This is a genomic window from Zhouia amylolytica AD3 (assembly GCF_000511935.2).
Classification (GTDB): Bacteria; Bacteroidota; Bacteroidia; order Flavobacteriales; family Flavobacteriaceae; genus Zhouia; species Zhouia amylolytica.
The window spans coordinates 457688-480767 of sequence record NZ_AYXY01000001.1; the positions used below are offsets into that span (position 1 = coordinate 457688).

At 36.6% G+C, this 23080-nt stretch carries 25 protein-coding genes and 1 riboswitch; of the genes, 9 read left to right on the forward strand and 16 right to left on the reverse strand.

What is annotated here, in order from left to right; translation table 11 throughout:
* Positions 1-83: 83 nt before the first annotated feature.
* Positions 84-1973, forward strand: coding sequence for a membrane protein insertase YidC (gene yidC, locus P278_RS02275; RefSeq protein ID WP_038261550.1), 1890 nt, complete (start codon positions 84-86; stop codon positions 1971-1973).
* Between the two features lie 70 nt (positions 1974-2043).
* On the opposite strand, the gene P278_RS02280 is transcribed toward yidC, so the two are convergent.
* On the reverse strand, positions 2044-3888 hold the full coding sequence (locus P278_RS02280; protein ID WP_038261553.1) for a fasciclin domain-containing protein: 1845 nt from the start codon (positions 3886-3888) through the stop codon (positions 2044-2046).
* 341 nt (positions 3889-4229) lie between these two features.
* On the opposite strand from P278_RS02280, the gene mnmA reads away from it, so the two are divergent.
* From mnmA to P278_RS02300, 4 genes are all read left to right on the forward strand, one after another.
* On the forward strand, positions 4230-5426 hold the full coding sequence (mnmA, locus tag P278_RS02285; RefSeq protein WP_038261556.1) for a tRNA 2-thiouridine(34) synthase MnmA: 1197 nt from the start codon (positions 4230-4232) through the stop codon (positions 5424-5426).
* A 117-nt stretch (positions 5427-5543) separates the two neighbouring features.
* Positions 5544-7166 (forward strand): S8 family serine peptidase, encoded by a 1623-nt coding sequence (locus P278_RS02290; protein WP_038261559.1) that lies wholly within the window; start codon positions 5544-5546, stop codon positions 7164-7166.
* Entirely contained in the window at positions 7166-8107 is a 942-nt protein-coding gene (locus P278_RS02295) for an NAD(P)H-dependent flavin oxidoreductase (protein WP_038261563.1), read from the forward strand. The genes P278_RS02290 and P278_RS02295 overlap by 1 nt, the downstream gene beginning before the upstream one ends.
* Before the next feature lie 45 nt (positions 8108-8152).
* Positions 8153-9073 carry an AraC family transcriptional regulator gene (locus tag P278_RS02300; protein WP_038261566.1) on the forward strand — a complete coding sequence of 307 codons (921 nt, stop codon included), beginning with the start codon at positions 8153-8155 and terminating at the stop codon, positions 9071-9073.
* A 75-nt stretch (positions 9074-9148) separates the two neighbouring features.
* Here the strand turns inward: P278_RS02300 and P278_RS02305 are convergent, their stop codons facing one another.
* Genes P278_RS02305 through P278_RS02320 form a run of 4 tightly spaced genes read right to left on the reverse strand, consistent with a single transcriptional unit; the run spans position 9149 to position 11523 of the window.
* Positions 9149-9766: a class I SAM-dependent methyltransferase gene (locus tag P278_RS02305; RefSeq protein WP_038261569.1), complete on the reverse strand. Its 618-nt coding sequence runs from the start codon at positions 9764-9766 to the stop codon at positions 9149-9151.
* A 25-nt stretch (positions 9767-9791) separates the two neighbouring features.
* On the reverse strand, positions 9792-10208 hold the full coding sequence (locus tag P278_RS02310) for a hypothetical protein (protein ID WP_038261572.1): 417 nt from the start codon (positions 10206-10208) through the stop codon (positions 9792-9794).
* A 15-nt stretch (positions 10209-10223) separates the two neighbouring features.
* On the reverse strand, positions 10224-11030 hold the full coding sequence (locus P278_RS02315) for a cyclase family protein (RefSeq protein ID WP_152973873.1): 807 nt from the start codon (positions 11028-11030) through the stop codon (positions 10224-10226).
* 49 nt (positions 11031-11079) lie between these two features.
* Positions 11080-11523 carry a nucleoside deaminase gene (locus P278_RS02320; RefSeq protein WP_200909591.1) on the reverse strand — a complete coding sequence of 148 codons (444 nt, stop codon included), beginning with the start codon at positions 11521-11523 and terminating at the stop codon, positions 11080-11082.
* Between the two features lie 285 nt (positions 11524-11808).
* Between P278_RS02320 and P278_RS02325 the strand changes: the two genes are divergently transcribed.
* Together P278_RS02325 and P278_RS02330 are read left to right on the forward strand one after the other, a co-directional pair.
* Positions 11809-12072: a DUF4212 domain-containing protein gene (locus P278_RS02325; RefSeq protein ID WP_038261870.1), complete on the forward strand. Its 264-nt coding sequence runs from the start codon at positions 11809-11811 to the stop codon at positions 12070-12072.
* Positions 12073-12077: 5 nt separating this feature from the next.
* A complete protein-coding gene (locus tag P278_RS02330; RefSeq protein ID WP_038261578.1) occupies positions 12078-13778 on the forward strand; it encodes a sodium:solute symporter family protein in 1701 nt (566 codons plus the stop codon).
* A gap of 51 nt (positions 13779-13829) precedes the next feature.
* On the opposite strand, the gene P278_RS02335 is transcribed toward P278_RS02330, so the two are convergent.
* The 4 genes from P278_RS02335 to P278_RS02350 form a co-directional block, all read right to left on the reverse strand.
* Positions 13830-14495 carry a DinB family protein gene (locus P278_RS02335; RefSeq protein ID WP_038261580.1) on the reverse strand — a complete coding sequence of 222 codons (666 nt, stop codon included), beginning with the start codon at positions 14493-14495 and terminating at the stop codon, positions 13830-13832.
* 51 nt (positions 14496-14546) lie between these two features.
* The gene (locus P278_RS02340) at positions 14547-14939 is read right to left on the reverse strand and encodes an acyl-CoA thioesterase (RefSeq protein ID WP_051413360.1); all 393 of its coding nucleotides are present in this window, start codon (positions 14937-14939) and stop codon (positions 14547-14549) included.
* The gene (locus P278_RS02345) at positions 14917-15411 is read right to left on the reverse strand and encodes a PAS domain-containing protein (RefSeq protein ID WP_051413361.1); all 495 of its coding nucleotides are present in this window, start codon (positions 15409-15411) and stop codon (positions 14917-14919) included. The genes P278_RS02340 and P278_RS02345 overlap by 23 nt, the downstream gene beginning before the upstream one ends.
* A 107-nt stretch (positions 15412-15518) precedes the next feature.
* Positions 15519-15698: riboswitch (cobalamin riboswitch) on the reverse strand.
* Positions 15691-16257 (reverse strand): 2'-5' RNA ligase family protein, encoded by a 567-nt coding sequence (locus tag P278_RS02350; RefSeq protein ID WP_038261582.1) that lies wholly within the window; start codon positions 16255-16257, stop codon positions 15691-15693. Its footprint overlaps the riboswitch before it by 8 nt.
* A gap of 95 nt (positions 16258-16352) precedes the next feature.
* On the opposite strand from P278_RS02350, the gene P278_RS02355 reads away from it, so the two are divergent.
* Entirely contained in the window at positions 16353-17087 is a 735-nt protein-coding gene (locus P278_RS02355; protein WP_038261584.1) for a class I SAM-dependent methyltransferase, read from the forward strand.
* Here the strand turns inward: P278_RS02355 and P278_RS02360 are convergent.
* From P278_RS02360 to lysA, 4 genes are all read right to left on the reverse strand, one after another.
* On the reverse strand, positions 17082-17666 hold the full coding sequence (locus tag P278_RS02360) for an NUDIX domain-containing protein (RefSeq protein ID WP_038261587.1): 585 nt from the start codon (positions 17664-17666) through the stop codon (positions 17082-17084). The genes P278_RS02355 and P278_RS02360 overlap by 6 nt on opposite strands.
* A gap of 9 nt (positions 17667-17675) precedes the next feature.
* Positions 17676-18188, reverse strand: a complete 513-nt coding sequence (locus tag P278_RS02365; RefSeq protein WP_161808331.1) for an SRPBCC family protein — start codon at positions 18186-18188, stop codon at positions 17676-17678.
* A gap of 113 nt (positions 18189-18301) precedes the next feature.
* Positions 18302-18829, reverse strand: coding sequence for a thioredoxin family protein (locus P278_RS02370; protein WP_038261881.1), 528 nt, complete (start codon positions 18827-18829; stop codon positions 18302-18304).
* Between the two features lie 237 nt (positions 18830-19066).
* Complete coding sequence (lysA, locus tag P278_RS02375; protein ID WP_038261593.1) at positions 19067-20311, reverse strand: diaminopimelate decarboxylase; 1245 nt, start codon at positions 20309-20311, stop codon at positions 19067-19069.
* 156 nt (positions 20312-20467) lie between these two features.
* On the opposite strand from lysA, the gene P278_RS02380 reads away from it, so the two are divergent.
* Positions 20468-21112, forward strand: a complete 645-nt coding sequence (locus tag P278_RS02380; RefSeq protein ID WP_038261596.1) for an LON peptidase substrate-binding domain-containing protein — start codon at positions 20468-20470, stop codon at positions 21110-21112.
* On the opposite strand, the gene P278_RS02385 is transcribed toward P278_RS02380, so the two are convergent.
* From P278_RS02385 to recF, 3 genes are read right to left on the reverse strand one after another with little or no spacing between them, the layout of a single operon-like run.
* A complete protein-coding gene (locus P278_RS02385) occupies positions 21109-21402 on the reverse strand; it encodes a DUF721 domain-containing protein (RefSeq protein ID WP_038261600.1) in 294 nt (97 codons plus the stop codon). The genes P278_RS02380 and P278_RS02385 overlap by 4 nt on opposite strands.
* Positions 21402-21821 carry a hypothetical protein gene (locus tag P278_RS02390; RefSeq protein ID WP_038261603.1) on the reverse strand — a complete coding sequence of 140 codons (420 nt, stop codon included), beginning with the start codon at positions 21819-21821 and terminating at the stop codon, positions 21402-21404. Before P278_RS02390 ends, P278_RS02385 begins: the two co-directional genes overlap by 1 nt.
* On the reverse strand, positions 21818-22897 hold the full coding sequence (gene recF / locus P278_RS02395) for a DNA replication/repair protein RecF (RefSeq protein WP_038261605.1): 1080 nt from the start codon (positions 22895-22897) through the stop codon (positions 21818-21820). Before recF ends, P278_RS02390 begins: the two co-directional genes overlap by 4 nt.
* Positions 22898-23080 lie beyond the last annotated feature (183 nt).

A 23080-nucleotide genomic window follows, 5' to 3' on the forward strand; every position in this document is an offset into this window, starting at 1 on the left:
CGGAGTTTTGGATATATCTTTGTGTATTCGTTGACGCTGAACTTTGTTCGGCGTTCGTTGTGTAAAAAATTAAGTTCATTTAGATGGAAGAAAAAAAGTTTGATATCAATTCTATTGTTGGCTTTGTCCTTATTGGGGCCATTTTAATGTGGGTGTTATACACTAACAAACCTACTGAAGAAGAATTGCAGGCCGAAAAGGCTAAACAAGAACAAGTAGAAAAAGAAAAGGCGAAAGTACTAGAGGATAATGCTGTTGATTCGAGTGTTGCGGAAACTACAATACCTCAGGATTCTGCGGCTTTGGCGAATTACAAGGATGCCTTAGGGGCGTTTGGTTATTCTGCTGCATTGCCTTCAGCAAAAGATGATATTACGACCCTTGCTAATGAGCTCATCGAACTTAAAATTAACAATAAAGGTGGGCAGATTGTTGAGGCGAAAATGAAGAATTTCACCACTTATGATTCAATTCCCGTTTATTTGGTGAAAGATGGGAATGCTGCCTTCAATTTAAGTTTTTCTACTACAGACAACAGAAACTTAAACACTCAAGATTTATTTTTTGAGCCTCGGCTAACCAAAAATGGAGAAAATCAGGTTCTGTCAATGAAGCTTAAGGTTTCTAATGATAAGTACCTTGAGTATCGCTATGAATTAAAGCCGGATGATTATATGGTTGATTTCACTATTAGATCACAAGGTTTAAGTGGTGTGGTTAATACCAGTCAGCCGGTTACTTTGGATTGGAATCTTAAAACTATTCGACATTCAAAGAGTATTACCTATGAAAACAGGTACACGCGTTTGACTTACAAGCACGAGGATGACAAGACGAGTAAGTTGAGTCCGACTGGTAATGATGATGAAACTATAGAGGATGCTAAATGGTTGGCTTATCGACATCACTTTTTTATGGCTACTTTGGTTTCTAGTGTTCCTTTCAAAACTGCTCATATAACCTCTGAAGATCTTGTTGAGGAGGAAAGTGCCGAGGCTAAATTTACCAAGGCTTATACAACTTCAATTCCGTTGGAATGGCAAGGTGGAGAGATTAATCAGAACCTTAACTGGTATTATGGACCAACAGATTTTAAAATTTTAAAGGAGTATAAAGATGTGGAATTAGCGGATGCTGTTCCGTTTGGATGGGGGATATTTGGAGTTATTAATAAGTACGTATTTACACCGCTCTATGATGTTTTAAGTTCATTTTTACCATATGGTGTTGCTATTATAGTGATGACTATTTTAGTTCGTCTTTTGATGTCACCAATCACTTATAAATCTTATTTATCTCAAGCAAAAATGAAAGTGATTCGCCCTGAAATGAATGAGATTAATGAGAAGTATAAGGATCAGCCAATGAAGAAGCAGCAAGAGACCATGAAGTTGTATGGAAAGGCGGGTGTGAATCCTATGAGTGGTTGTATTCCTGCTTTAATGCAATTGCCGATTTTCTATGCGTTGTTTATGTTTTTCCCTACTGCATTCATGCTAAGGCAAAAGAGCTTTTTATGGGCAGAAGATTTATCATCTTATGACACCATTGCGAAACTTCCATTTAAAATTCCTTTTTATGGAGATCATGTTAGTTTATTTCCTATTCTGGCTTCCGTGGCTATATTTTTCTACATGAGAATGACTACGGGTCAACAGCAAATGATGCAACAACCAACCCAAGAGGGGATGCCGGATATGGGTAAGATGATGAAAGTAATGATTTATATCTCTCCATTGCTGATGTTGTTTTTCTTTAACAATTATGCAAGTGGATTAAGTTTGTATTATTTTATATCTAACCTGATTACCATCTTTATCATGTTATTTATAAAGAAATATGTGATCGATGAGGATAAAATTCATGCGAAAATTCAAGAGAACAAGAAAAAGCCTAAGAAGGAAAGTAAATTTCAGCGAAAGATGCGTGAAATGATGGAACAGGCAGAAGCGCAAAAGAATGCTAAGAAGTAATAATAAATTTAAAAGCTCCGTGAAAACACGGAGCTTTTTTTTACGAATGAATTAAATTACTAGTTATTAATTAATTCGTAGTATCCGGAAGAAGTACTGCATTTATAGCGTGAATGACACCATTTGTAGCTTGAACATCTACGGCAATTACTCCTATTCCGGAATTACCGCTACCATCGGTTAGATCGGCTATATTATCACCTGTGCCAGGAAGCGTTACTGTAATGTTGTCACCTTCTAGTGTAGCGACAGATGCTCCATCTGATAAGTCTTCTGAACGAATGTTATTTTCGATAATGACATGATGTTGTAGTACCGCTGTTAAATCATCTCCACTTGGTACAGAAGCTAAAGCTTCAAAAGCAGAATTAACAGGAGCGAATACTGTAAATGGAGCATTGGTTGTTCCGGAAAGTATTCCTACAAAATCAGGTTGACCGTCAGCAGTAAGGGCTCCAACTAAGGAAGTGAAGTTTGGATCAGCTGTAGCGAAGGTTACAATAGTTGGTAACCCAATAACTGCATCAACGGCATGTATCACCCCATTACGCACCTCAATATCTGCTGCGGTAACTTCTGATACACCATTTAAACTAACACCACTATCTGTGTTTATATATAAGCTAAGGTTATCTCCGTCTTCGTTTGTTGCCAAAGTGTTTGCATACATTGTAGAAAGGTCTCCTGAAAGAGCCACTCCACTAATTACATGATTTAGTAAAATCTGAGTAACCACATCTACAGGGACATCATCTAATGAAGCAAAGCCATTAGCGCTCAAGAAAGCTTCAAAAGCGGCATTATTTGGTGCGAAAACGGTTAAATTAGCATCTTCTGCATTTAAAGCATCTACAAGTCCTGCCTTTTGGACTGCTGCCAGTAAGGAGGAATAATCCTCATTCATAGCAACAAATCCTGCTATGGTTGGATTTATAGCATCCCAAACAGTTTGAGGTATCAATACTTTGTCTACGGCATGAATAATACCGTTGTTACACTGTACATCAGTAGCAATGATGTTGGCTTGCGCATCGGATGCGTCGGTAATTTTTGCTCCATCTGAAAGGTCAAAAGTCAGGTCTTCACCCTGAAAGGTAGTAGCCATTTGTCCGTCTGTTAAGGATCCTGCAGTAACATTAGCCCCTGCGATTACATGATAGTTAAGAACCTCTTGAAGTGTTTCATCATCGATATCATCTAAAGAGTTTGCTCCCAGTGCCATTAAAAGGTTGTCAAAGGCTTCGTTGGTTGGTGCGAATACTGTAAATGGACTCGCATCTGTTCCAGAAAGTAAATCTGTGTAAGTTGACCCAAAAGAAGGTCTTGTCAACGCGCTTACCAAGGTTGAAAAGTTGTCGTTGGCCAAGGCATGATCAACAACTGAAGGAGTAGGGATAACTGCGTCCACTACATGTACCACCCCGTTTGAGGCCATTACGTCTGCTCCGCCATTTGCTACTGAAGCTACTCCATTAATTTCAACGCCTGATGTCGTGTCTAAAAACAGGCTTAAATTGTTATCGTCTGGTCCAGTGGCCAAGGAATTAGTGTAGCCAGTGGTAATCTGTGAAGAAGTTACTTCGCTACTTAATACGTGATTCAATAATAAATTGGTTAGTACATCTGTTGGTACATCATCAATGGTAGCAATCCCATTGGCATCCAGGAAATTATCGAATGCTGTATTAGTAGGTGCAAAAACTGTGTATGTTCCCGGACTATCGAGGGTAGCAGCTAGTCCTGCTTTTAATAAGGCGGCATACAAGGAACTGAACTCAGGTGTTGTTGCAGCAATCTCTGCAATTGTAGGATCGGTCATCATTTCTCCACCTCCGTCATCATCGTCATTACACGACGTTAACATCAGCAAGAAAGCTAACATACTAATTTGAATAATTTTTGATAAATGTTTCATCACGCTATAATTTATTTATGTTTAACTTATTTATAAAATTATTAAACAAAAATGAAATTTCAAAGTTATGTTAAAAATTTAGTGTTCTTTTAACATGATTTTAAAATCGTAAAACACTGATAATGAAGCATTGATTGTGTGCTTACTAACGTTTAATGTTTTTTATAAAAAATTAAACGTTTTTAAATTGATTTAATTTTAGGAGATTGGATTGTAAGCGATTAAATATTTAGACGCTTAGAATTTAAATTTCTTAATTTTGTAATCTGAATATTTTAGGAGTATCTGTGAAAGTATTGATGGGTCATTACGACTCATGATTCTTTAAGTGTAATAATGAGATGAATAGAGATAAAACAGTTGTAGTAGGTTTGTCGGGAGGAGTAGATTCTAGTGTTACTGCATACCTTTTAAAGGAACAAGGATATAATGTGATTGGTTTGTTCATGAAGAACTGGCACGATGATTCGGTTACCATATCTAATGAGTGCCCATGGTTAGAAGACAGCAATGATGCCATGATTGTGGCAGAAAGGTTGGGGATTCCATTTCAAACCGTTGATTTGAGTGAACAATACAAGGAGCGTATTGTTGATTATATGTTTAATGAATATGAACGGGGGCGTACACCAAACCCTGATGTTCTTTGTAATCGGGAGATCAAGTTTGATGTATTCATGAAGATTGCTTTGGATTTGGGCGCTGATTATGTTGCCACCGGTCATTATTGCAGGAAGGATACTATTATAGAGAACGGAAAGGAAGTTTATCGATTGTTGGCAGGAAAAGATAGTAATAAAGATCAATCGTATTTTTTATGTCAATTATCACAAGAACAATTAGGAAAGGCTTTATTTCCTATTGGGGATTTATTAAAACCAGAGGTTCGGCAAATAGCAGCTGAGAATGATTTAATAACTGCAGGAAAAAAAGATTCACAAGGGCTTTGCTTTATAGGAAAGGTACGATTACCGGATTTCCTTCAACAAAAGCTCAAGCCTAAAGAAGGTGTTATTGTAGAGGTGCCTGTTGAAAGCAGTAAGTATAATAAGGAGTTGCCTGAATTTAAAAATATAGAGGAAGAATTATCTTTTTATTCACAAAAGCCTCAATATCAATTAACGGATGGTAAAATTGTGGGGAAACATCAGGGTGCTCATTATTTCACCAAAGGACAACGCAAGGGATTGGCAGTAGGAGGAACCACTGAGCCTTTGTTTGTGATTGAAACGGATGTTTCGGAGAATATAATTTATACTGGTCAGGGCAAGGCTCATCCAGGTTTATTCAGGAGGACTTTGTTTGTAAATCTTGATGAACTGCATTGGGTTCGTGAAGATTTAGCCCTTCAAATTAATGAATCTTTAGAGGTTCAGGCTCGTATTCGTTACAGGCAACCTTTACAAAGTGCTACTTTACATATGGTTGATGGTGGATTGTATGTAGACTTTGAATTACCTCAAAGTGCTATTACAGAGGGTCAATTTGCGGCATTTTATATTGGTGATGAATTGATAGGTTCGGGTGTAATTTCGTAATTTTACCTGAGCACTAGGGTTGAGTGATAATCGGCTTAGGTTGAAATGTTATGTTGGTTTTTTGGATAAAGCGTTTTAAGCATATCCTGGATTTGTTAATGTAATGCATAGGTACCTATGAAATGGATACTCCTCTTTTTTTTGATTATCGTTTCTAAGGCATACTCTTTTCAGGAACATGCCCGGGTATACTTTAAAGATAAACCTAACGCGTCTGCTTTGTTAGAAAATCCATCGACCATTTTATCAGCGCGTAGTATTGAAAGGAAAAAGGCCCATAATGTTCTTATAGACCATAAAGATGTTCCTGTCCATGACCCTTATATAGCAGCGGTTGCAAATCGAGAGGGAATTACTGTACATGCTAAGTCAAAATGGTTTAATTGTATACATGTTACAGGTTCGGTTACTGCTATTAAGAATTTAAATGGATTGTCTTTTGTAGGTCAGATCGTTTTTGTCAATAAGAGGTTAAATGATGGAGAAGTTCTTAAAAGCCGGAGTGAATCTCAGAGGATATATAAAAATAAGTTTGATAAAGAAACTATAATCAATTCTGGCTACACAAGTGCTCAATTGACTCAAATTGGGGTGCCTGAACTTCATAATGCTGGTTTTAGAGGTGAGGGGATATTGATAGCTGTTTTAGATGCGGGATTTCCCGGGGTTGATTTCATGGAAGCGTTTCGGAAATTAAGAATGGGGAACGGGTTTTTGAATAGTTATGATTTTGTTGATCGTACTTCTGATATTTCTTCTTATAAGGGCAACCAGCATGGAACTTTGGTCTTATCTACTATGGCAGCCTACCTTAAGGATATTTATATGGGTTCGGCCCCTGATGCTTCGTATGTATTATTCAGGACCGAGGAGGCAGAACAGGAAACACCGGTGGAGGAGAGTTATTGGGTAGAAGCTGCAGAGCGTGCAGATAGTTTAGGTGTGGATATAATCAATACATCTCTTGGGTATAGTACTTTTGATAACCCTGATTATAGTTATTTTCCAGAAGAGATGGACGGTCAGACCACATTTATATCAAAAGGTGCCGGGATTGCTTTAGACAAAGGGATGCTTTTGGTGACCTCTGCAGGAAACGAAGGAAATAATTTAGCCTGGGAGATTGTTACGGCGCCGGCTGACGCAGATGTACTCACGGTAGGTGCGGTAGATGCGGAGGGGAATTATGCCTCTTTTAGTTCCAGAGGGCCAACGGCTGACCTAAGGGTTAAGCCAGATGTTATGGCTCAAGGTGTTGCCACTGCAGTAATATTACCGGATGATTCCATGCGTTATGCAAATGGAACCTCTTTTTCATCACCTGTTGTGGCTGGGGCTGTGGCATGTTTGTGGCAAGCTAATCCATCACTTTCCAATGAGGCGATAATTCAATTGGTTAGAAAAAGCGGGCATCTTTATGATCATCCTAATAATCTTTATGGTTTTGGAATTCCAAATTTAGGTTTTTGGGTTGCTGGTGCTAATTTTTCACAGGAAATTGCCTCCGTAGAGTTCAGTGTTTTTCCAAATCCAACTTCGGGTAAATTTGAGGTTGTTTTTCCTGAGCAAATCAAATATGCAGAAATTAACCTGTACGATATACTCGGTAAATGGGTTTTTAATAAGGATATTTCATCAAGAAATAATCAGATAAACATTGCCCATTTGAATAGTGGTGTTTATATTGCTAAAATAACTTCAAAAAACGCAGAAAAAACACTAAAAATTATCAAGCAATAATGCAAAATAGAATTACCAATTTATTTCAAATTAATTACCCTATTATTCAAGCGGGAATGATTTGGGCCAGTGGTTGGCGGTTAGCTTCCGCCGTTGCAAATGCAGGAGGTTTAGGCATTATTGGAGCCGGATCGATGTATCCTGAAGTATTGCGTGAACATATTCAAAAATGTAAACATGCAACCGACAAGCCTTTTGGAGTAAATATACCCATGCTATATCCGGATATCGATAAGCTCATGAAGATTATAGTTGATGAGGGAGTTCGTATTGTTTTTACTTCTGCAGGGAACCCAAAAACATATACAGCTTTTTTAAAAGAGAATGGGATTACTGTAGTGCATGTTGTCAGTAGTGTTAAGTTTGCATTAAAGGCGCAGGAAGCGGGCGTTGATGCAGTTGTTGCTGAAGGTTTTGAAGCGGGGGGACATAATGGAAGAGAAGAGACCACAACTTTTACTTTAATTCCTATGGTTAAGGAACAGATTAAAATTCCTTTAATTGCTGCCGGGGGTATAGCCACTGGTAGTGGAATGTTAGCTGCTATGGTTTTAGGGGCTGATGCTGTACAAGTGGGAAGCAGGTTCGTTGCCAGTGAGGAGGCTTCTTCTCATAGTAAATTCAAGGAGCTGGTTGTAGCTGCCAAGGAAGGTGATACCAAATTGACTTTGAAAGAATTGGCTCCTGTTAGAATGCTTAAAAATAAATTCTTTCGGGATGTGGAGTCTTTATATCAAAAGGGTCCATCGGTAAATGAGCTTAAAGCGCTTTTAGGAAGAGCAAGGGCAAAGCGAGGAATGTTTGAAGGAGATTTGGATGAAGGCGAATTAGAAATAGGACAAATTTCTGGGCTTATCCATGATATTAAGCCGGCAGCTCAAATTATTGAAGATATGATGATTGAATTTTTTGCTGCCAAGGAACGGATAGCTGAATTTTAATGACTTCAAGATCTTAAAGATTAATTTAGGAAGGGTATAGTGCATATGGAGGTTAGGGATGAAGCAATACATACCGAATATATAAGACGACTTAACCGCGTTTTTGACTTTATCGATAATAACCTGGGATCAGATTTGTCTTTAGGGGTGGTTTCTGAGGTTGCCTGTTTTTCTCCATTTCATTTTCATCGCATATTTAAACTTATGTTGGGTGAGACACTGAATGTTTATGTAGCCAGACGTCGCATTGAAAAGTCGGTTTTAGATTTATTGCATAAAAATGTGTCTACCACTGAGATAGCTCATACTTATGGATTTAGTGACAATTCTTCCTATTCCAGAGCTTTTAAAAAATATTATGGGGTAAGTCCGATTTTATTTAAAAAGCAAAATCCCAACAGGTTGAGTAAGATTCGTCAACTTGAAAGCAAGAATGGACAAGTTTATCCTGATCGTTCTAAATACATTTGCGTTATTAATAATCTTAAAAAATGGATAAAGATGAACGCAAAAATTCAAATTCAGGATGTACCTAATATGGATTTAGCATATGTGTCATGTAATGGTCCTGCGGGATTAGAAAATGCGTATGATAAATTGATTCGCTGGGCCACGCCTCAAGGGTTAATGAATGAGCATACCAAAATGGTGACTATATATCATGATAGTTTTAAGGTGACAGAGGCCAGAAAAGTAAGGATGAGTGCGGCTATTTTGCTGCGAAAACCAGTTAAACTCTATGGAGAGGTTGGGTTGACTTCAATAACTAAAGGCACTTTTATCGTTGGTTGTTTTGAGATTGGATTGGATGAATTTGAAAAATCGTGGACGGGTCTTTTTTTATGGATGAATGAAAATGGATATAAGAAAACAGCTGCAAATCCTTTTGAAGTTTATCATAACAACTTCAATGAGCATCCTGAAAAAAAGGCCGTAGTTGATTTTTATATACCGATTGAATTATAATGATTTATTTGGTTTGGAGAAAACCTGAGTTACTTCGAAAGCGGTGTTTTTGATTTAAAAGATATTTATACATTATCATTTTAGGTAGGCGGTTCCCCAAAAGTTAAAACTGGCGGGTTTCCATCCCGGGATATACATGGTATGGAGGTCGGGAATGATAAATCCATTTTTATTAATGATATCGGGAATGTCACGATTTAAATTGCATCCTCCTCCTAATCGCCTCCATAATGGATTGATTCGGTTTTGCCATTTTTGAATATTCTTATCAGGTGCTTTCCCGTGTTCACAAAATAGTAGTTTCCCCGAAGGTTTTAAGACTCTTCGTAATTCTATGAAAGTTTGTTCGAGATTTTTAATAGAACACATGGTGTATGTGGTGACAACTGTGTCTATGGCATTGTTTTCTATGGGCAGGTTATCTGCATATGCTCTTAAAAAGTCAAATTGAAGTCCAAGTATTTTAGGGTCATTATTGTTTTGTTTCCAAACTTCTAATGAGGGATCGATGGCGATAAGATGTTTTACTTTTTCATTGTCATAGAAAGGGAGGTTTAATCCAGAGCCGACACCTATTTCCAATACATTACCGTGTGCTAATGGAACAATCTTCTGTCGCTGTAATCGATTTGGCTTTTGCTTGCAAGTCCAATCGATTAATTTTGGCAGTAGATATTTATTGTATAGGTTCATGTTTATATTGTTTTAATGATTGATGTCATGGTTTATTTAGTTGTTCAGGGATGCTCGTATTACCTGCATTTTTGCCTGCGATTCCGGCCACAATAGAAATGAACCATCCAATTGCAAACGGAATGGTAATAGCGGAGTTGCCTTTAAGAAGGTGACCAATACCAATCCATAGTGTTATGGCGTTACAAATAACTGGTGCATACCAAATAGCTTTGGGATGGGCCTTACATATTAAGAAACACATTAGAGCTATTACCATACCAGTTAGAAGGTAGGCTAAAAAGTTTCCTGTTTCTTCATTTGAAATTCCGATGAGCTTTCCAAGCAGGAATAGCATTCCAGCAAAGATGAATGGGAGAATAAAAGAAACTAAGGCTGTAATTACAGCTATTATCCATGCCGGGCTTTTATAAACTATCGATTTTTTACCTGAATCATTCATTTTATTCTTTTACCACTAGTAATATGGTGCTTGTTCATCCAAAATGGCAATAATTCTCAACGGTCCACCGCTACCGCCTTCAATTTTAATGGGTAGTGCTATAATTTGAAATCCCCTATCCGGTAGTTGTTCAACATTAGCGACATTTTCAAAAACCGGAATATTTTTACTCATCAGAATAACATGGCTTTTAAAATCTTGTGATTTTCCATAATCAATGCTTGGTGTATCTAAGCCAACGGCTTTTATATTACGTTCTGTAATAAGCCAGGAGGCAGCTTCTGGTGATAAGCCAGGGAAATGTAGCTCTTTAACTGCCTCTGGTCCTCTGTTTACGGTTCCTAAATATTTTTGTTTATCGGGATAAAAGGCTCCAAAACCCGTTTCAATAATTACTATAGATCCATTCGGAATTGGTTGATTATGCTGTTGTTCCCAATTTTTAAAGTCATCAATACTTACCTGATAATCTGGGTTGTTCTTTGTGTTATGAACGACATTAACTTTAATGGCATTGCCGATTAGATTGAACAAGGGGATTTGGTCTACAGTTTGTCCGGTTTCATAAAAATGTCTGGGAGCATCGATATGGGTTCCACCGTGTTCTGCAGTAGAGAAATTATTAGCAGCATAATAAAACCCTTTGTCAGTTTGTCCTTGTGCAACCACTTGTAATTCAAACTCTTTTGCGGTAACCCAGTATATTGATTTGTTAGAAAATGAATAAGTGAGGTCAATGATTTTTTGATTTTGAAGTTCATTCAAAAACACTGTGCCTTCGGAGTTGTTTTTTTGAGTTGTCTCGCTTTTACAGCAGGTCATGCTAGCTGAGATTAATAAAATTATGATGCTGAAGTATTTCATAATTGAATTATTTTTCTCCGATATCTTCTTTCCAGAGTTTCGGGTTATCTTCGATATAATCTTTCATTATTTTTACACAACGCTCATCGTTAAAGACATAAAGTTTCACACCGTTTTTTTTTAGCAGTTCTTCGGCACCCAAAAATGAAATATTTTCACCAATAATTACTTCGGGAATTTTATACAATAAAACTGCCCCACTGCACATGTGACATGGGGAAAGCGTGGTATATAGTTTAGATCTTTTGTATTCCTCAGGAGATAATCTGCCAGCATTTTCCAAACAGTCTATTTCCGCGTGTAAAGTCGGGCTTCCTTTTTGGATACGTTGATTGTGACCTCGACCTATTATTTGTTCATCTAATACTAGTACAGCTCCTATAGGGATTCCTCCTTCCTGAGCACTTTTTTGAGCCTGTTTTATAGCTTCTTCCATAAATTTGTCAATCATGATGAAGATCTTTTAGAAAGTGACTATAAGATACATGATATTAGTGAATTAACCAATCGGTTTTAGGTGCTTCGTCAATAAATTTTTCATGATTTGAGGGGGGAATGATTGTGTTTAAAAAAAGGGGACGCTTAATTTTGTCAATTGCTGTAGTTATTGATTTTTATGTGCTATTGCATCTTGTAGTTTTTTTGGTGTAATTTGATAAAAACACAAGGGTCAATCATATTTTTTGAATATTGTTTTTTATTATTGTTAAATGGTAAATCAAAATTTAAATTAAAGATGGTTAGGGATAATGAACTTTTAAAAAAATATTGGAGGCATAATTTAAAGTACCTATTTATACTTCTGACACTATGGTTTATGGTCTCTTATGGGTTTGGTATTTTATTAGTTGAAGAACTTAATAGCATCCGTCTTTGGGGGTTTAAGTTAGGTTTTTGGTTTGCCCAACAAGGCTCTATTTATGTATTTGTGATATTGATAGCTGTATATGTCTATCTAATGAATAAGCTTGACAAAAAATACGAACTTAACGAAGACTGATTTTTATGAATGTTCAAACCTGGACCTACTTATTAGTTGCTATTACATTTGCGATCTATATTGGTATTGCTATATGGAGTAGAGCTGGATCTACTAAGGAATTTTATGTTGCCGGAGGTGGCGTATCACCGTTAGCAAATGGGATGGCCACAGCAGCTGACTGGATGTCTGCAGCTTCCTTTATTTCGATGGCCGGCTTGATTTCTTTTGCTGGATATGACGGTTCTGTATATTTGATGGGGTGGACCGGAGGTTATGTTTTACTGGCCTTGTTATTGGCTCCTTATTTAAGAAAATTCGGGAAGTTTACGGTGCCTGATTTTATTGGTGATCGCTACTACTCGAATATTGCACGACTTGTAGCTGTTATATCTGCTTTGTTTGTGTCCTTCACTTATGTGGCCGGGCAAATGCGAGGTGTTGGGGTTGTATTTTCAAGGTTTTTAGAGGTTGATGTAAATACGGGAGTGTTTATTGGGATGGCTATTGTGCTTTTCTACGCAGTATTGGGGGGAATGAAAGGAATAACCTATACCCAGGTTGCTCAATATTGCGTTTTGATATTTGCTTTCATGGTTCCTGCATTTTTTCTGTCTATTCAGATGACCAGTAATCCAATACCTCAGTTTGGTTTCGGTGACGTTGGAGCTGACGGATCTTTTTTATTGGATAAGTTGGATGGTTTGCATCGGGAGTTGGGGTTTCATGAATATACAAGTGGCAGTAAGTCTACTACGGATGTGTTTTTTATAACAGCGGCGTTAATGCTTGGTACGGCGGGCCTTCCTCATGTTATTGTCCGGTTTTTTACTGTTCCAAGAGTAAGGGATGCTCGTAAGTCTGCACTTTATGCCTTGATATTTATAGGGATTCTATATACTACAGCTCCTGCGATAGCGGTATTTGCAAGGACTAATTTGATAGAAACGGTGAGTGAGCAACCTTATGAGGGAATGCCCGGGTGGTTTAAAAAGTGGGAGTTAACGGGTTTGTTGGAGTTTAGTGATAAAAATAATGATGGTAAAATTCAATATTTGGCAGATCCGGAGGCTAATGAATTGTATATTGACAGGGATATTATTGTTTTAGCAAACCCTGAAATATCGAAGTTACCAAATTGGGTAATAGCTCTGGTGGCTGCCGGGGGATTGGCTGCAGCGCTATCTACTGCTGCGGGTTTATTACTGGTTATTTCATCTTCTGTTTCTCACGATTTATTAAAGAAGATGGTTATGCCTGATATTTCTGAGAAAACAGAACTGTGGGCAGCGCGGGGATCAGCGTTGGTGGCGGTTTGTGTTGCCGGGTATTTTGGAATTCATCCTCCTGGATTTGTAGCCTCTGTTGTGGCTTTAGCTTTTGGCCTAGCAGCAGCTTCCTTCTTTCCGGCTATTGTGCTCGGTATATTTTCAAAACGAATGAATAAAGAGGGAGCCATTGCAGGAATGGTTTTGGGGCTCCTTGTGACTTGTTTTTATATAGCCAAATTCAGGTTAAAATGGATCGGTGATCCGGCGACTTCGGGAGCGGATTACTGGTGGTTTGGGATTTCACCAGAGGGATTTGGTACTGTGGGTATGTTGCTCAATTTTATTGTTGCCATCATTGTTTCCAGAGTGACCAAAAGGCCACCAGATGAAATCGGAGAGATAGTTGAAAGCATCAGATATCCAAAAGGGGCCTCTAAATCGATTTCGAATCATTAAATTTACAGGTTTAAGATGTATAAGTCCTGATCTTTTGGTTAGGTGTCGATACTATTTGGATTGCGATGGAAGTCGGCTTTTTATCCATTTTATCTGTCCGTTGTGGTTAGATTCATGTTCGCATACGTGAAACCATTTGCAGTAATTATTGGTAGGACCCCATGGCCAATCATCATCGACGGTTAATAGCCAATCATCATCTTTTTTTGCCAGTTCTAAAAGTGAGTTTTCTCTAACCTTGTTTAATTTGTCTAAATAGTAACCAAGTTCATGGCCTTTTATAGTTTTTCTTGCTTCTTCTCCCAACCCCGAAGCAACGGACCATTCTTTAATATCTTCTTTTGACCAGTTTCCCCATTTCTTCCCTTCAAATGTGTGTATCTGATAGAATCGTTCGGTAGCTGCTAAATGGAGTAACATAGCTCCGATACTATTTGAATTTTCATCATAGATATAATCAAGATCTTCTATGCTCATCCCTTGTACCGGCATCAAAATTACATGACGCATCCAGTTGAGCATGGAAACGAGGGTTCCGACTTGAGGTGAGAAGCCTGTTTTCGGACCTATGATGTTAAAATCATTATTGAAGGTGTTAATGCTAGAGTTGGCAAAGCTGTTTACCGGGAAGGTTATTGCCGACCCTGCGGTTATTGCAAATATTGAAGATTGTTTGATGAACCGCCTTCTGTTCAGAAAATTTTTGTCTTGATTCATATCTGTTTAGTTTAGTGTGATTTGAATTCAAGATACGGAAATGTATGGTTGCTATAGAATATTGGTTGGTTTTTTATTTTCATCAATAGCTACAAAGGTAAATTCACCAGAAACAGATTTTTCTTTTTTCTCTGAATACATTTCTTCCGTGAAAATATCAACTCTTACTTTTAGACTAGTATTACCAACTGAGCTTACTTTTCCGATAAGTTCAACAATCGTTCCGGCTTGTATAGGTTTTTTAAAATCAATTCGGTCGCTACTTACAGTAACCATGCGTTGTCTGCTAAATCGAGTAGCAGTAATAAATGCCGTTTCGTCCATAAGCTGCATAGCTGTGCCACCAAAAAGAGTATCGTAATGGTTGGTTGTATTGGGGAAAACAGCTTTGAAAATTCTTGTTTCAGATGTGACTTTTCTATTATCTATTATATTGGGTTTCATTTTCTAGCGCTATAAAATGTGTGGTTCTGTTTTGGTTGTTTTTTAGTGGAATAACATTAATTTGGCAATGGTATGCTTCTCCATTTTTTCTGTAGTTCGTAAGTTTTGCAGAAAACGGAACTTGTTCTCTTAACATTCTTCTTATAAAGTTTAGAGTGGTAGGGCAGGTGTCTTTACCTTGAAGGAATTTAGGTTTTCTTCCTATGGTGTTTTTTATAGAATACCCGGTCATCTGTTTAAAGCCTTTACTTATCCATTTTATTTCCTGCTTTGTGTCAGTGAGTACTAATGCATCGTAATGGACTTGATCTACTATTGAATGGATATCGGTTTTCCAACGGTTTAATTTCTTCAAATAGGAAAGTACTTCGAGATCGTTTTGTTTGTTGATCAGGTTTGTTTGGTCTTTCATAAATGATCCATAAATATCCCAACATACCAAGGGAGCTCCTGATGACTTTAAAGTTTTCATCACCTTTAATGTTTTTTATGTGCAGCAGGAATCAAAGCAATAACACTAAATTATAGTGTACAGGAAGGTTTAAAACACAGACCTGGCTTTAAAACGCGAAAGCACTTTGGTTTTTATTTGTAAAGGCAAGTCTCCTGGCTTATAACTTTTTTAAGGTCTTCCCATTATTAAAATAACAGTGACATCTTCATAAAAAAATGGTTATTTACAGTTGCGCGTCAGCTTGTGATTTTCACACAATTCCTTTTTAATTAGCTTCAAGCTAAACCTTAATTTAAATCAAAAATAAGATTTTATATCTGATTTAAAAGGGAATGATTTGAATATATCCCATTTCTTTCCATTGTGTTTGAGCAGGCAAAGCGAATCTATTCTAAATGTGATAGTAAAATCTTTTGCTTTATAGGTGGCCCAAATCGCATTAAAAATTTCAGGTGTAAGGTCTCTGTGGGCAATGGTAACATGGGGATGAAATGGGCCGGAGGTTTCTTTTTCAGTAAAGCTTAAGGAAGCAATTAGCGTATTTTTTAAAACATTGTGCAGGGTAATAAGCGGTTGGTGATCTTCAACGCTAATGAAGATTACCCGATTGGAAAAGTGATTAAAGCCGTTAAGGCTCACATTAAAGCTAAGTCTCTTTGCAGCAAATGCCTTAAGGGTATTTATCATTAAATTTTCATCAGTGCTGCTTCTTCGAAAGGGCATCTGAAGTGTGATATGCGCCGGTGATTTCAGTGCATGTTGAATTCCATATCGACACTTCAATTCTTCTTTGATTGATTTTACCTGATTTGCTTCATTCTCAGGGGGGACAACAGCTATATAATAGAGGGACTGTTCTTGCATGCTTCTGTTGCTTAGGAAGTGATTTTGTAATACTACATACGTTTATTTCTGACATTAAGATATAAATTCTATTAAAGAGCATGTATCTTTATGAGATGAATTCTCAGATTTTTTCGAAACAAAGTGATTTATATGCTAAATACAGACCCAGGTATCCGGATACCTTATACGAATTTCTAATGCGTTATGTTTCGGACAATATGCGTGCTTGTGATTGTGGTACCGGAACTGGAATTTTTGCCGAAAAACTTACAGAATATTTCCAAAGGGTTTATGCCATTGATGTAAGTGTTAAACAATTGAGTAATGCTGTTGAGAGAAATAATATTTGCTACAGTCTATCTCCGGCAGAAACAATTCCTTTCAATGATGCCTTTTTTGATTTGGTTACTGTGGCACAGGCTTTACATTGGTTTGACACGGAGTTATTTTTTAAAGAGGTTAAAAGGGTGTTAAGGCCTAATGGGTTGATCGCGGTGATATGGTATGGTAGGGTGAAAGTTGAAGACAATGAGGCAAGAAAGCAGATAGATCGATTTTATGAATTAATGTTTTCGAATTTCTTTGCCTCAAACAGAAAGCTTTTAGATCATGGCTACAGGGATATTGATTTTCCTTTTAACGAAATTGTATGCCCGGAGTTTAAATCGGTTTACACCTGGAGTTTGGATGATTTAAGGGGGTATTTTTATTCATGGTCGGCTGTGCAGCGTTATATTGATAATTGCCATAAGGATCCGACTGAGGAGATTATAGCTTCTTTAGCTTCTTTTTGGCAGAAAAAGGAAAAGGTTTCTTTTCCGATGTATATGCGTTTAGGGAGGTTATAAGAGGTTGTTGTAGGCTTTCGCATAAAGCAATAGCATCATAGTTTTGGCATCTTTAATTTCTCCGGAGTGTAGCATATCCAGTGCTTTTTGAAAAGAGATTTCAAGTACTTCGATGTCTTCGTGCTCATCTTCTTTTCCACCTCCTTCATTAACCTTCATGTCGGATGTGTAATATGCTATGAAAAAATGAAGTATCTCAGTTACCGCTCCGGGAGAGGTGTAAGATTCGAAAAGTTTTTTTACTTTTTTGACACGAAATCCTGTTTCTTCTTCAATTTCTCTTTTTATACAATCTGAGGGATCGTCTTCATCCAACACGCCTGCCGGAGCTTCGATCATCATGCCATCGGGATTTTCATTGAGGTAGGTTGGCATTCTAAATTGTTTAGTAAGTATGATGTTTTTTGTTCCTTTGTTGTAAAGAAGAACTACCGCTCCATTACCACGGTCATAAACCTCTCGGCTTTGGGATTGAGTTATGCCGTCTTTTGTTTTATATTGAAAATGTACTTTTTTTAGGGTATACCAATCGTTAGAAAGAATTTGTACACTACTGATCTTAACATTGGGATTGCTCATAGCGATTACTTACATATTAACAAATTCATAACCTGCTAAATCTTTATTGCGGAGATCAATTTCGGTTTCATTTAAATGAATTCCATATTCAAGAAAGGCTTTTAGATTTGCCAACCAAAATGTCCATCCATTACTGCATCCGTAATGAATTTTAAGTTTATTATCCTCATCTAAAGGGATCTTAGATTGGGTAAGGGTGAGTAAAGTGGCACCATCACTCTTTTTAAGTGTTACCTCTACTTCGCATTCACCAGCAAAGGAAAAAACAATTTTGTCAATTCCATTCGCTTCTATGATATGGCCATTCTCTTCTCCATCCCAATTATGCCATTTCCAAGTGTAATTATCGCCTGCCTCCACAAACTCATATGGTTTTAGTTTGTTTCCATTTCTGGAGTAAATAGAAGTGTGCAGAAACCATGCTGTAATGCCTTCTTCTGTGGCCCAGCACCAGTAAAGCTTTTTCAGGTTTGCTTTTATGTAAATCCGTTTTGTGAATTGATCGAAAGAAAGTTTTTTCATGATCATTTTTTTATGTTCTTCTATCAATTGGGGAAGAACTTAAAGATACGGATTTTTATGCAGGAAAAACAAAGGGACTTGATTAAAAAAGTTACATTAAGTTCGTTAGCACATTATTTAAATTCCTTTTGATATTCTTCCCATGTTTTATCCAAATAGATATTATCGCCAAAGAATTTAGCAATCATTAAAAACTCTTTTGGTTTTTTATAGCCCGGTACCGGTGATAGCATTTTCTGATTTTCATCCAGAAAGACCACTGTGGGGTAGCTTAGTCTTCCTTGTAGCAGGGAAGCGGCTAATTCATGATAGCCTCTTTTTCCTGAAGAAACATATTTAAAAGTGTTGCCTTTATATTCAATATCCTCTTTTCCTTCACCATCTAATTTAACCATATAGAAATTATCATTCATATAACTTGCTACTTCGGAATGATTAAAGGTGTCTTTATCCATTTTTTTACACCATCCACACCAATCGGTGTAAACATCAATAAATATTTTTTTAGGATTTTTATCGGTCTCAGATTTTTTGATAGCTTCTTCCCAGCTCATCCATTCAATCTCAGTAGCATTGTTTTTAAATGAAGAAGTTGAGAGTGCAATGAAGCAGGTTAGAAAAGCTGTAAGTATAAATTTCATTTTCATTTATATAGTTTTTTCAATATGGGGTGAAGAGATTAATTGTTTCTTCACATTTGAGTGATTTTTAGATTTATAAAAAGAATACAGATTTTGATCACAGCAGATGATAGTTTTTCAAAAGCAATGATAAGCTGTATTTTTTCAAAGATAATAAAAACCTTTAGGAGTTTCAGTCATAAAAAAAGCGCCAAACTTACATTTGGCGCTTTGGGTTTATTTGGAAACTAATTAAAATTAAGGTTTAATCAATTCTTTATCGGTTTCTGAAGGTGTGTTAAAATTAACCTCTACCTGATTGCGAATTAAATCATCAAAAGTTTCACGTTTTCTTATCAAATGTGCTTCATTCTTATACCAAAGTACTTCGGCTGGCCTGAATCTGGAATTGTAATTACTAGACATTGTAAAACAATAAGCTCCAGCATTTTTAAAACATAGTATATCCCCTTCGGATATTTCATTAATCCTTCTATTATTGGCAAAGGTATCTGTTTCACAAATGTATCCCACAACAGAATAGAATCGCGCTTTACCATCCGGGTTTGAGATGTTCTGAATGTCGTGCTGGGCGTTGTATAGCATTGGACGAATTAAATGATTAAATCCGGTGTCAATACCAGCAAAGACGGTAGAGGTAGTTTGCTTCACAACATTTACTGATGCTAAAAAATGTCCTGCCTCACTTACCAGAAATTTACCCGGTTCAAAAGCGAGTGTCAGGTCTTTACCATATTCTTTACAAAAGTCGTTGAATCTTTTGCTAAGTTTCTTACCGAGCTCTTCAACGTTGGTTTCAATATCACCTTCTTTATAAGGCACTTTAAATCCGCTACCAAAATCTATAAATTCTAAATCTTTAAAATTTCTTGCGGTTTCAAACAGTATTTCAGAGGCATATAAAAATACTTCGATATCAAGAATATCGCTACCAGTATGCATGTGAATACCATTAACCTTCATGTTGGTGTTTTCTACAATCCTCAAGAGGTGCGGTATTTGATGGATGCTTATGCCGAATTTTGAATCGATATGACCTACAGATATATTACTATTTCCCCCAGCCATTACATGCGGGTTAATACGGATACATACAGGGACATTTGGATGTTTGGTACCAAATTGCTCCAATATGGATAGGTTATCGATGTTTATTTGTGCTCCTAATGCAGCGACTTGTTCAATTTCTTCCAGAGAAACCCCGTTTGGAGTGTAAATGATATCCTCCGGTTTAAATCCTGCGAGTAGCCCTAAGCGAACTTCTTGAATAGAAACGGTATCTAAACCGCTTCCCAGACTGTTCATAAACTTAAGGATTGATATATTATTTAATGCCTTCGCAGCATAGTTTAATTTGAGATGTTTTACTTTTTTAAAAGCAGAAGTAAGCCTCTCATATTGAGAAGCGATTTTTTCGGCGTCATAGACATACACCGGACTCCCATATTCTTTTGCAATGTTTAATAAATCCTGCGATCTCATACTTCTGATTAGTTTTATTCAAAGTACAAAAGTATTTACAGATTGAGTTATTACAAATAAAACTGAAAAAAAATATAAAAATACAACAAGTTGTTATAAAACAAACATCGATCAATTGTAGCTTTTATTTTTTTTGTAAATTTAAGAAAAAGCATCATGCAAACTACCATTCCATTTTTTCCTTTAGAAGTTGTTGTTTTTCCCGGGGAACGATTGTTACTTCATGTTTTTGAAGATCGTTACAAGCAGCTCATTGATGATTGTAAGGTTACAGGGAAGGCATTTGGGATACCTATTTTCTATAAAAAGAATTTGAAACTTGGTACGGAGGTTACTTTAGAGGAGGTGGTAAAGGAATACGATAATGGTGAGATGGATATTATATGTAATGCACATCGAATTTTTGAATTAAAAAGTTTTGAAAATCCATTACCCGGAAAAATGTATTCTGGTGGGCTTGTGGAGTTTCGGGAGATAGACAGGGAAGCTAAACGCGAGGAGAAGGAAAATGTTGTAGTATTGATTAATGAGCTATACAAGAATTTAGGTGTTTTAATGGATCCTATAGATACAGATAGTTTTAATAGCTTTTTATTTGCTCATAAAATAGGGTTGAGTCTTGCCCAGGAATATCAATTACTTCAAATTAAAACCGAACGACAACGTTTGCACTTTTTGCGTTCGCACTTAAAGATGGTTATACCGGTGGTGACCCAGTTAAATCTTACAAAAGAGCGTATTCAGATGAATGGGCATTTTAAGAATTTTAACGAATTGGACTTTAAGGATTTTAAGCTTTAGCGCAAAACAATTTTGTCTACAATATCTTTGCCTAATTCTTCATTTATCATATTGATTATTTTTTCTTTCCCATAGCTTAATTCCTCTCGGAGAACCGAAGATGACAGGGTTACGTATAGAACGGAACCTTTTAGTTGGACGTTGGATGTGTAGTTATTTACTCCCGGTCCCATTAGGTTTACCCAGGCGTCTTCTACATTATGTTTGTCGAGTCCTTTTTCAAGTTTGCTGTTTTCAACAAAGCTTTTAAGTGCTTCAGCTAATGAAATATGTTCGTTACGTCGGGCCATTAATTCAGGGTAAGTTTTTTGTATCTTTTATAAAAGTACTTTAATTTTTCTTTGTTAATCACTATCAGTTGATCTTTATTTACTTTCAATACTTCTTCTTTCCATTCAGCAAAGGGAGTACTGTATATTAGATAAAGGTGTTTATTTTGGATTGATACGCGAAAATCTTCATGATCATTATTCGATGAGAAAGAACCGTCAATTTTGGGTGCTAGTTTTTTGCGAATCCCGGAGGTGTCAGTTTTTAATTCTATAAAATCGACAAATTTGTTAATATCGTAGGTCTTAGTTTCTCCAGACGGGAATTCAACTTTGTGGATTTCCCAATAGCCGTTTAAGCTATTTATTTGTTCTTTAACCGGAGTGGTACAATTAGTAAAAAGAAAAATGAAAGCTATTAGATACAGAAATGATCTCATAGTTTAAAAATTTTATAGGTTTGATGGGTTTCTTTAACTACAGCCTCTGTTCGGTCTGCATGGGTATCACTTATAAATATCTGACCGAAATCATCGTTATCCACAAGTTTTATTATCTGACCAACTCGTTCTTCATCCAACTTATCGAATATGTCATCAAGTAGTAGGATAGGGGTTACTTTAGCTTGTTCTTTTAGAAAATCGAATTGTGCAAGTTTGAGAGCTACGAGAAATGATTTCTGTTGGCCTTGGCTTCCGAACTTTTTGATGGGGAATCCTTCTATTTCAAAGTTTAAGTCATCTTTGTGTGTGCCAACAGTTGTATATTGCAGTGCACGATCTTTTTGAAGGTTTGATTCAAAAAGCTCTTTCAGTGGTTTATCGTAAAGTTGGCTTTGGTAATTAAGGTTAACAGCCTCGGATCTTCCTGATATGGCAGCATGACGGGCTTTAAAAATCGGAATAAAACTCTGAAGAAATTCTTTCCTGGTATTGAAAATTTCGGTTCCTAAAGTGTGAAGTTGTTCGTTATAAATGCTTAAGGTTTCGTTGTCAAAGGTGTTGTTTGCTGCGAAATATTTCAGTAAGGAATTTCGTTGTGCTAAAACCTTATTATAGTTGATGAGGTTGGTGAGGTAGGTTTTGTTGCTTTGAGAAATCACGCTGTCGATAAACTTTCTTCGTGTTTCACTACCTTCGATGATAAGATCGCGATCAGCAGGAGATATTATAACTAATGGTAAAAAGCCTATGTGATCGGAAATTTTATCGTAAATTTTACTGTTTCTTTTGATAACTTTTTTTTGCCCTTTTTTGTAGCTACAAATAACTTTTTCTGCTCGATCATCTTTTTCGAAGTCACCGTCTATAACAAGAAAATCCTCACCGTGTTTAATGTTTTGGGTAGCAATAGGGTTAAAGTAACTTTTACCAAAAGAGAGGTGGTATATAGCGTCTAAAACATTTGTTTTCCCGATACCGTTATTACCAACAAAACAATTGATCTTTCTGTCAAATTCAAAAGACTGACTCGCGAAGTTTTTGTAGTTAATGAGAGAAAGTTTTCTTAAATGCATTTATAAAGATTCACTTGTTTGTCGGATCAGAACTTGCAAATATGCTATAAATTATTCGAAAAATATCAAATAAAATCGCTTTTACATTTCAATAAATATTATATTTTTGCCGCACATCGCTTAATGCGTAAAGTTATAATAAAGATCATATATGCAGGTTGATTAAATTCAGCTGTGTTATTT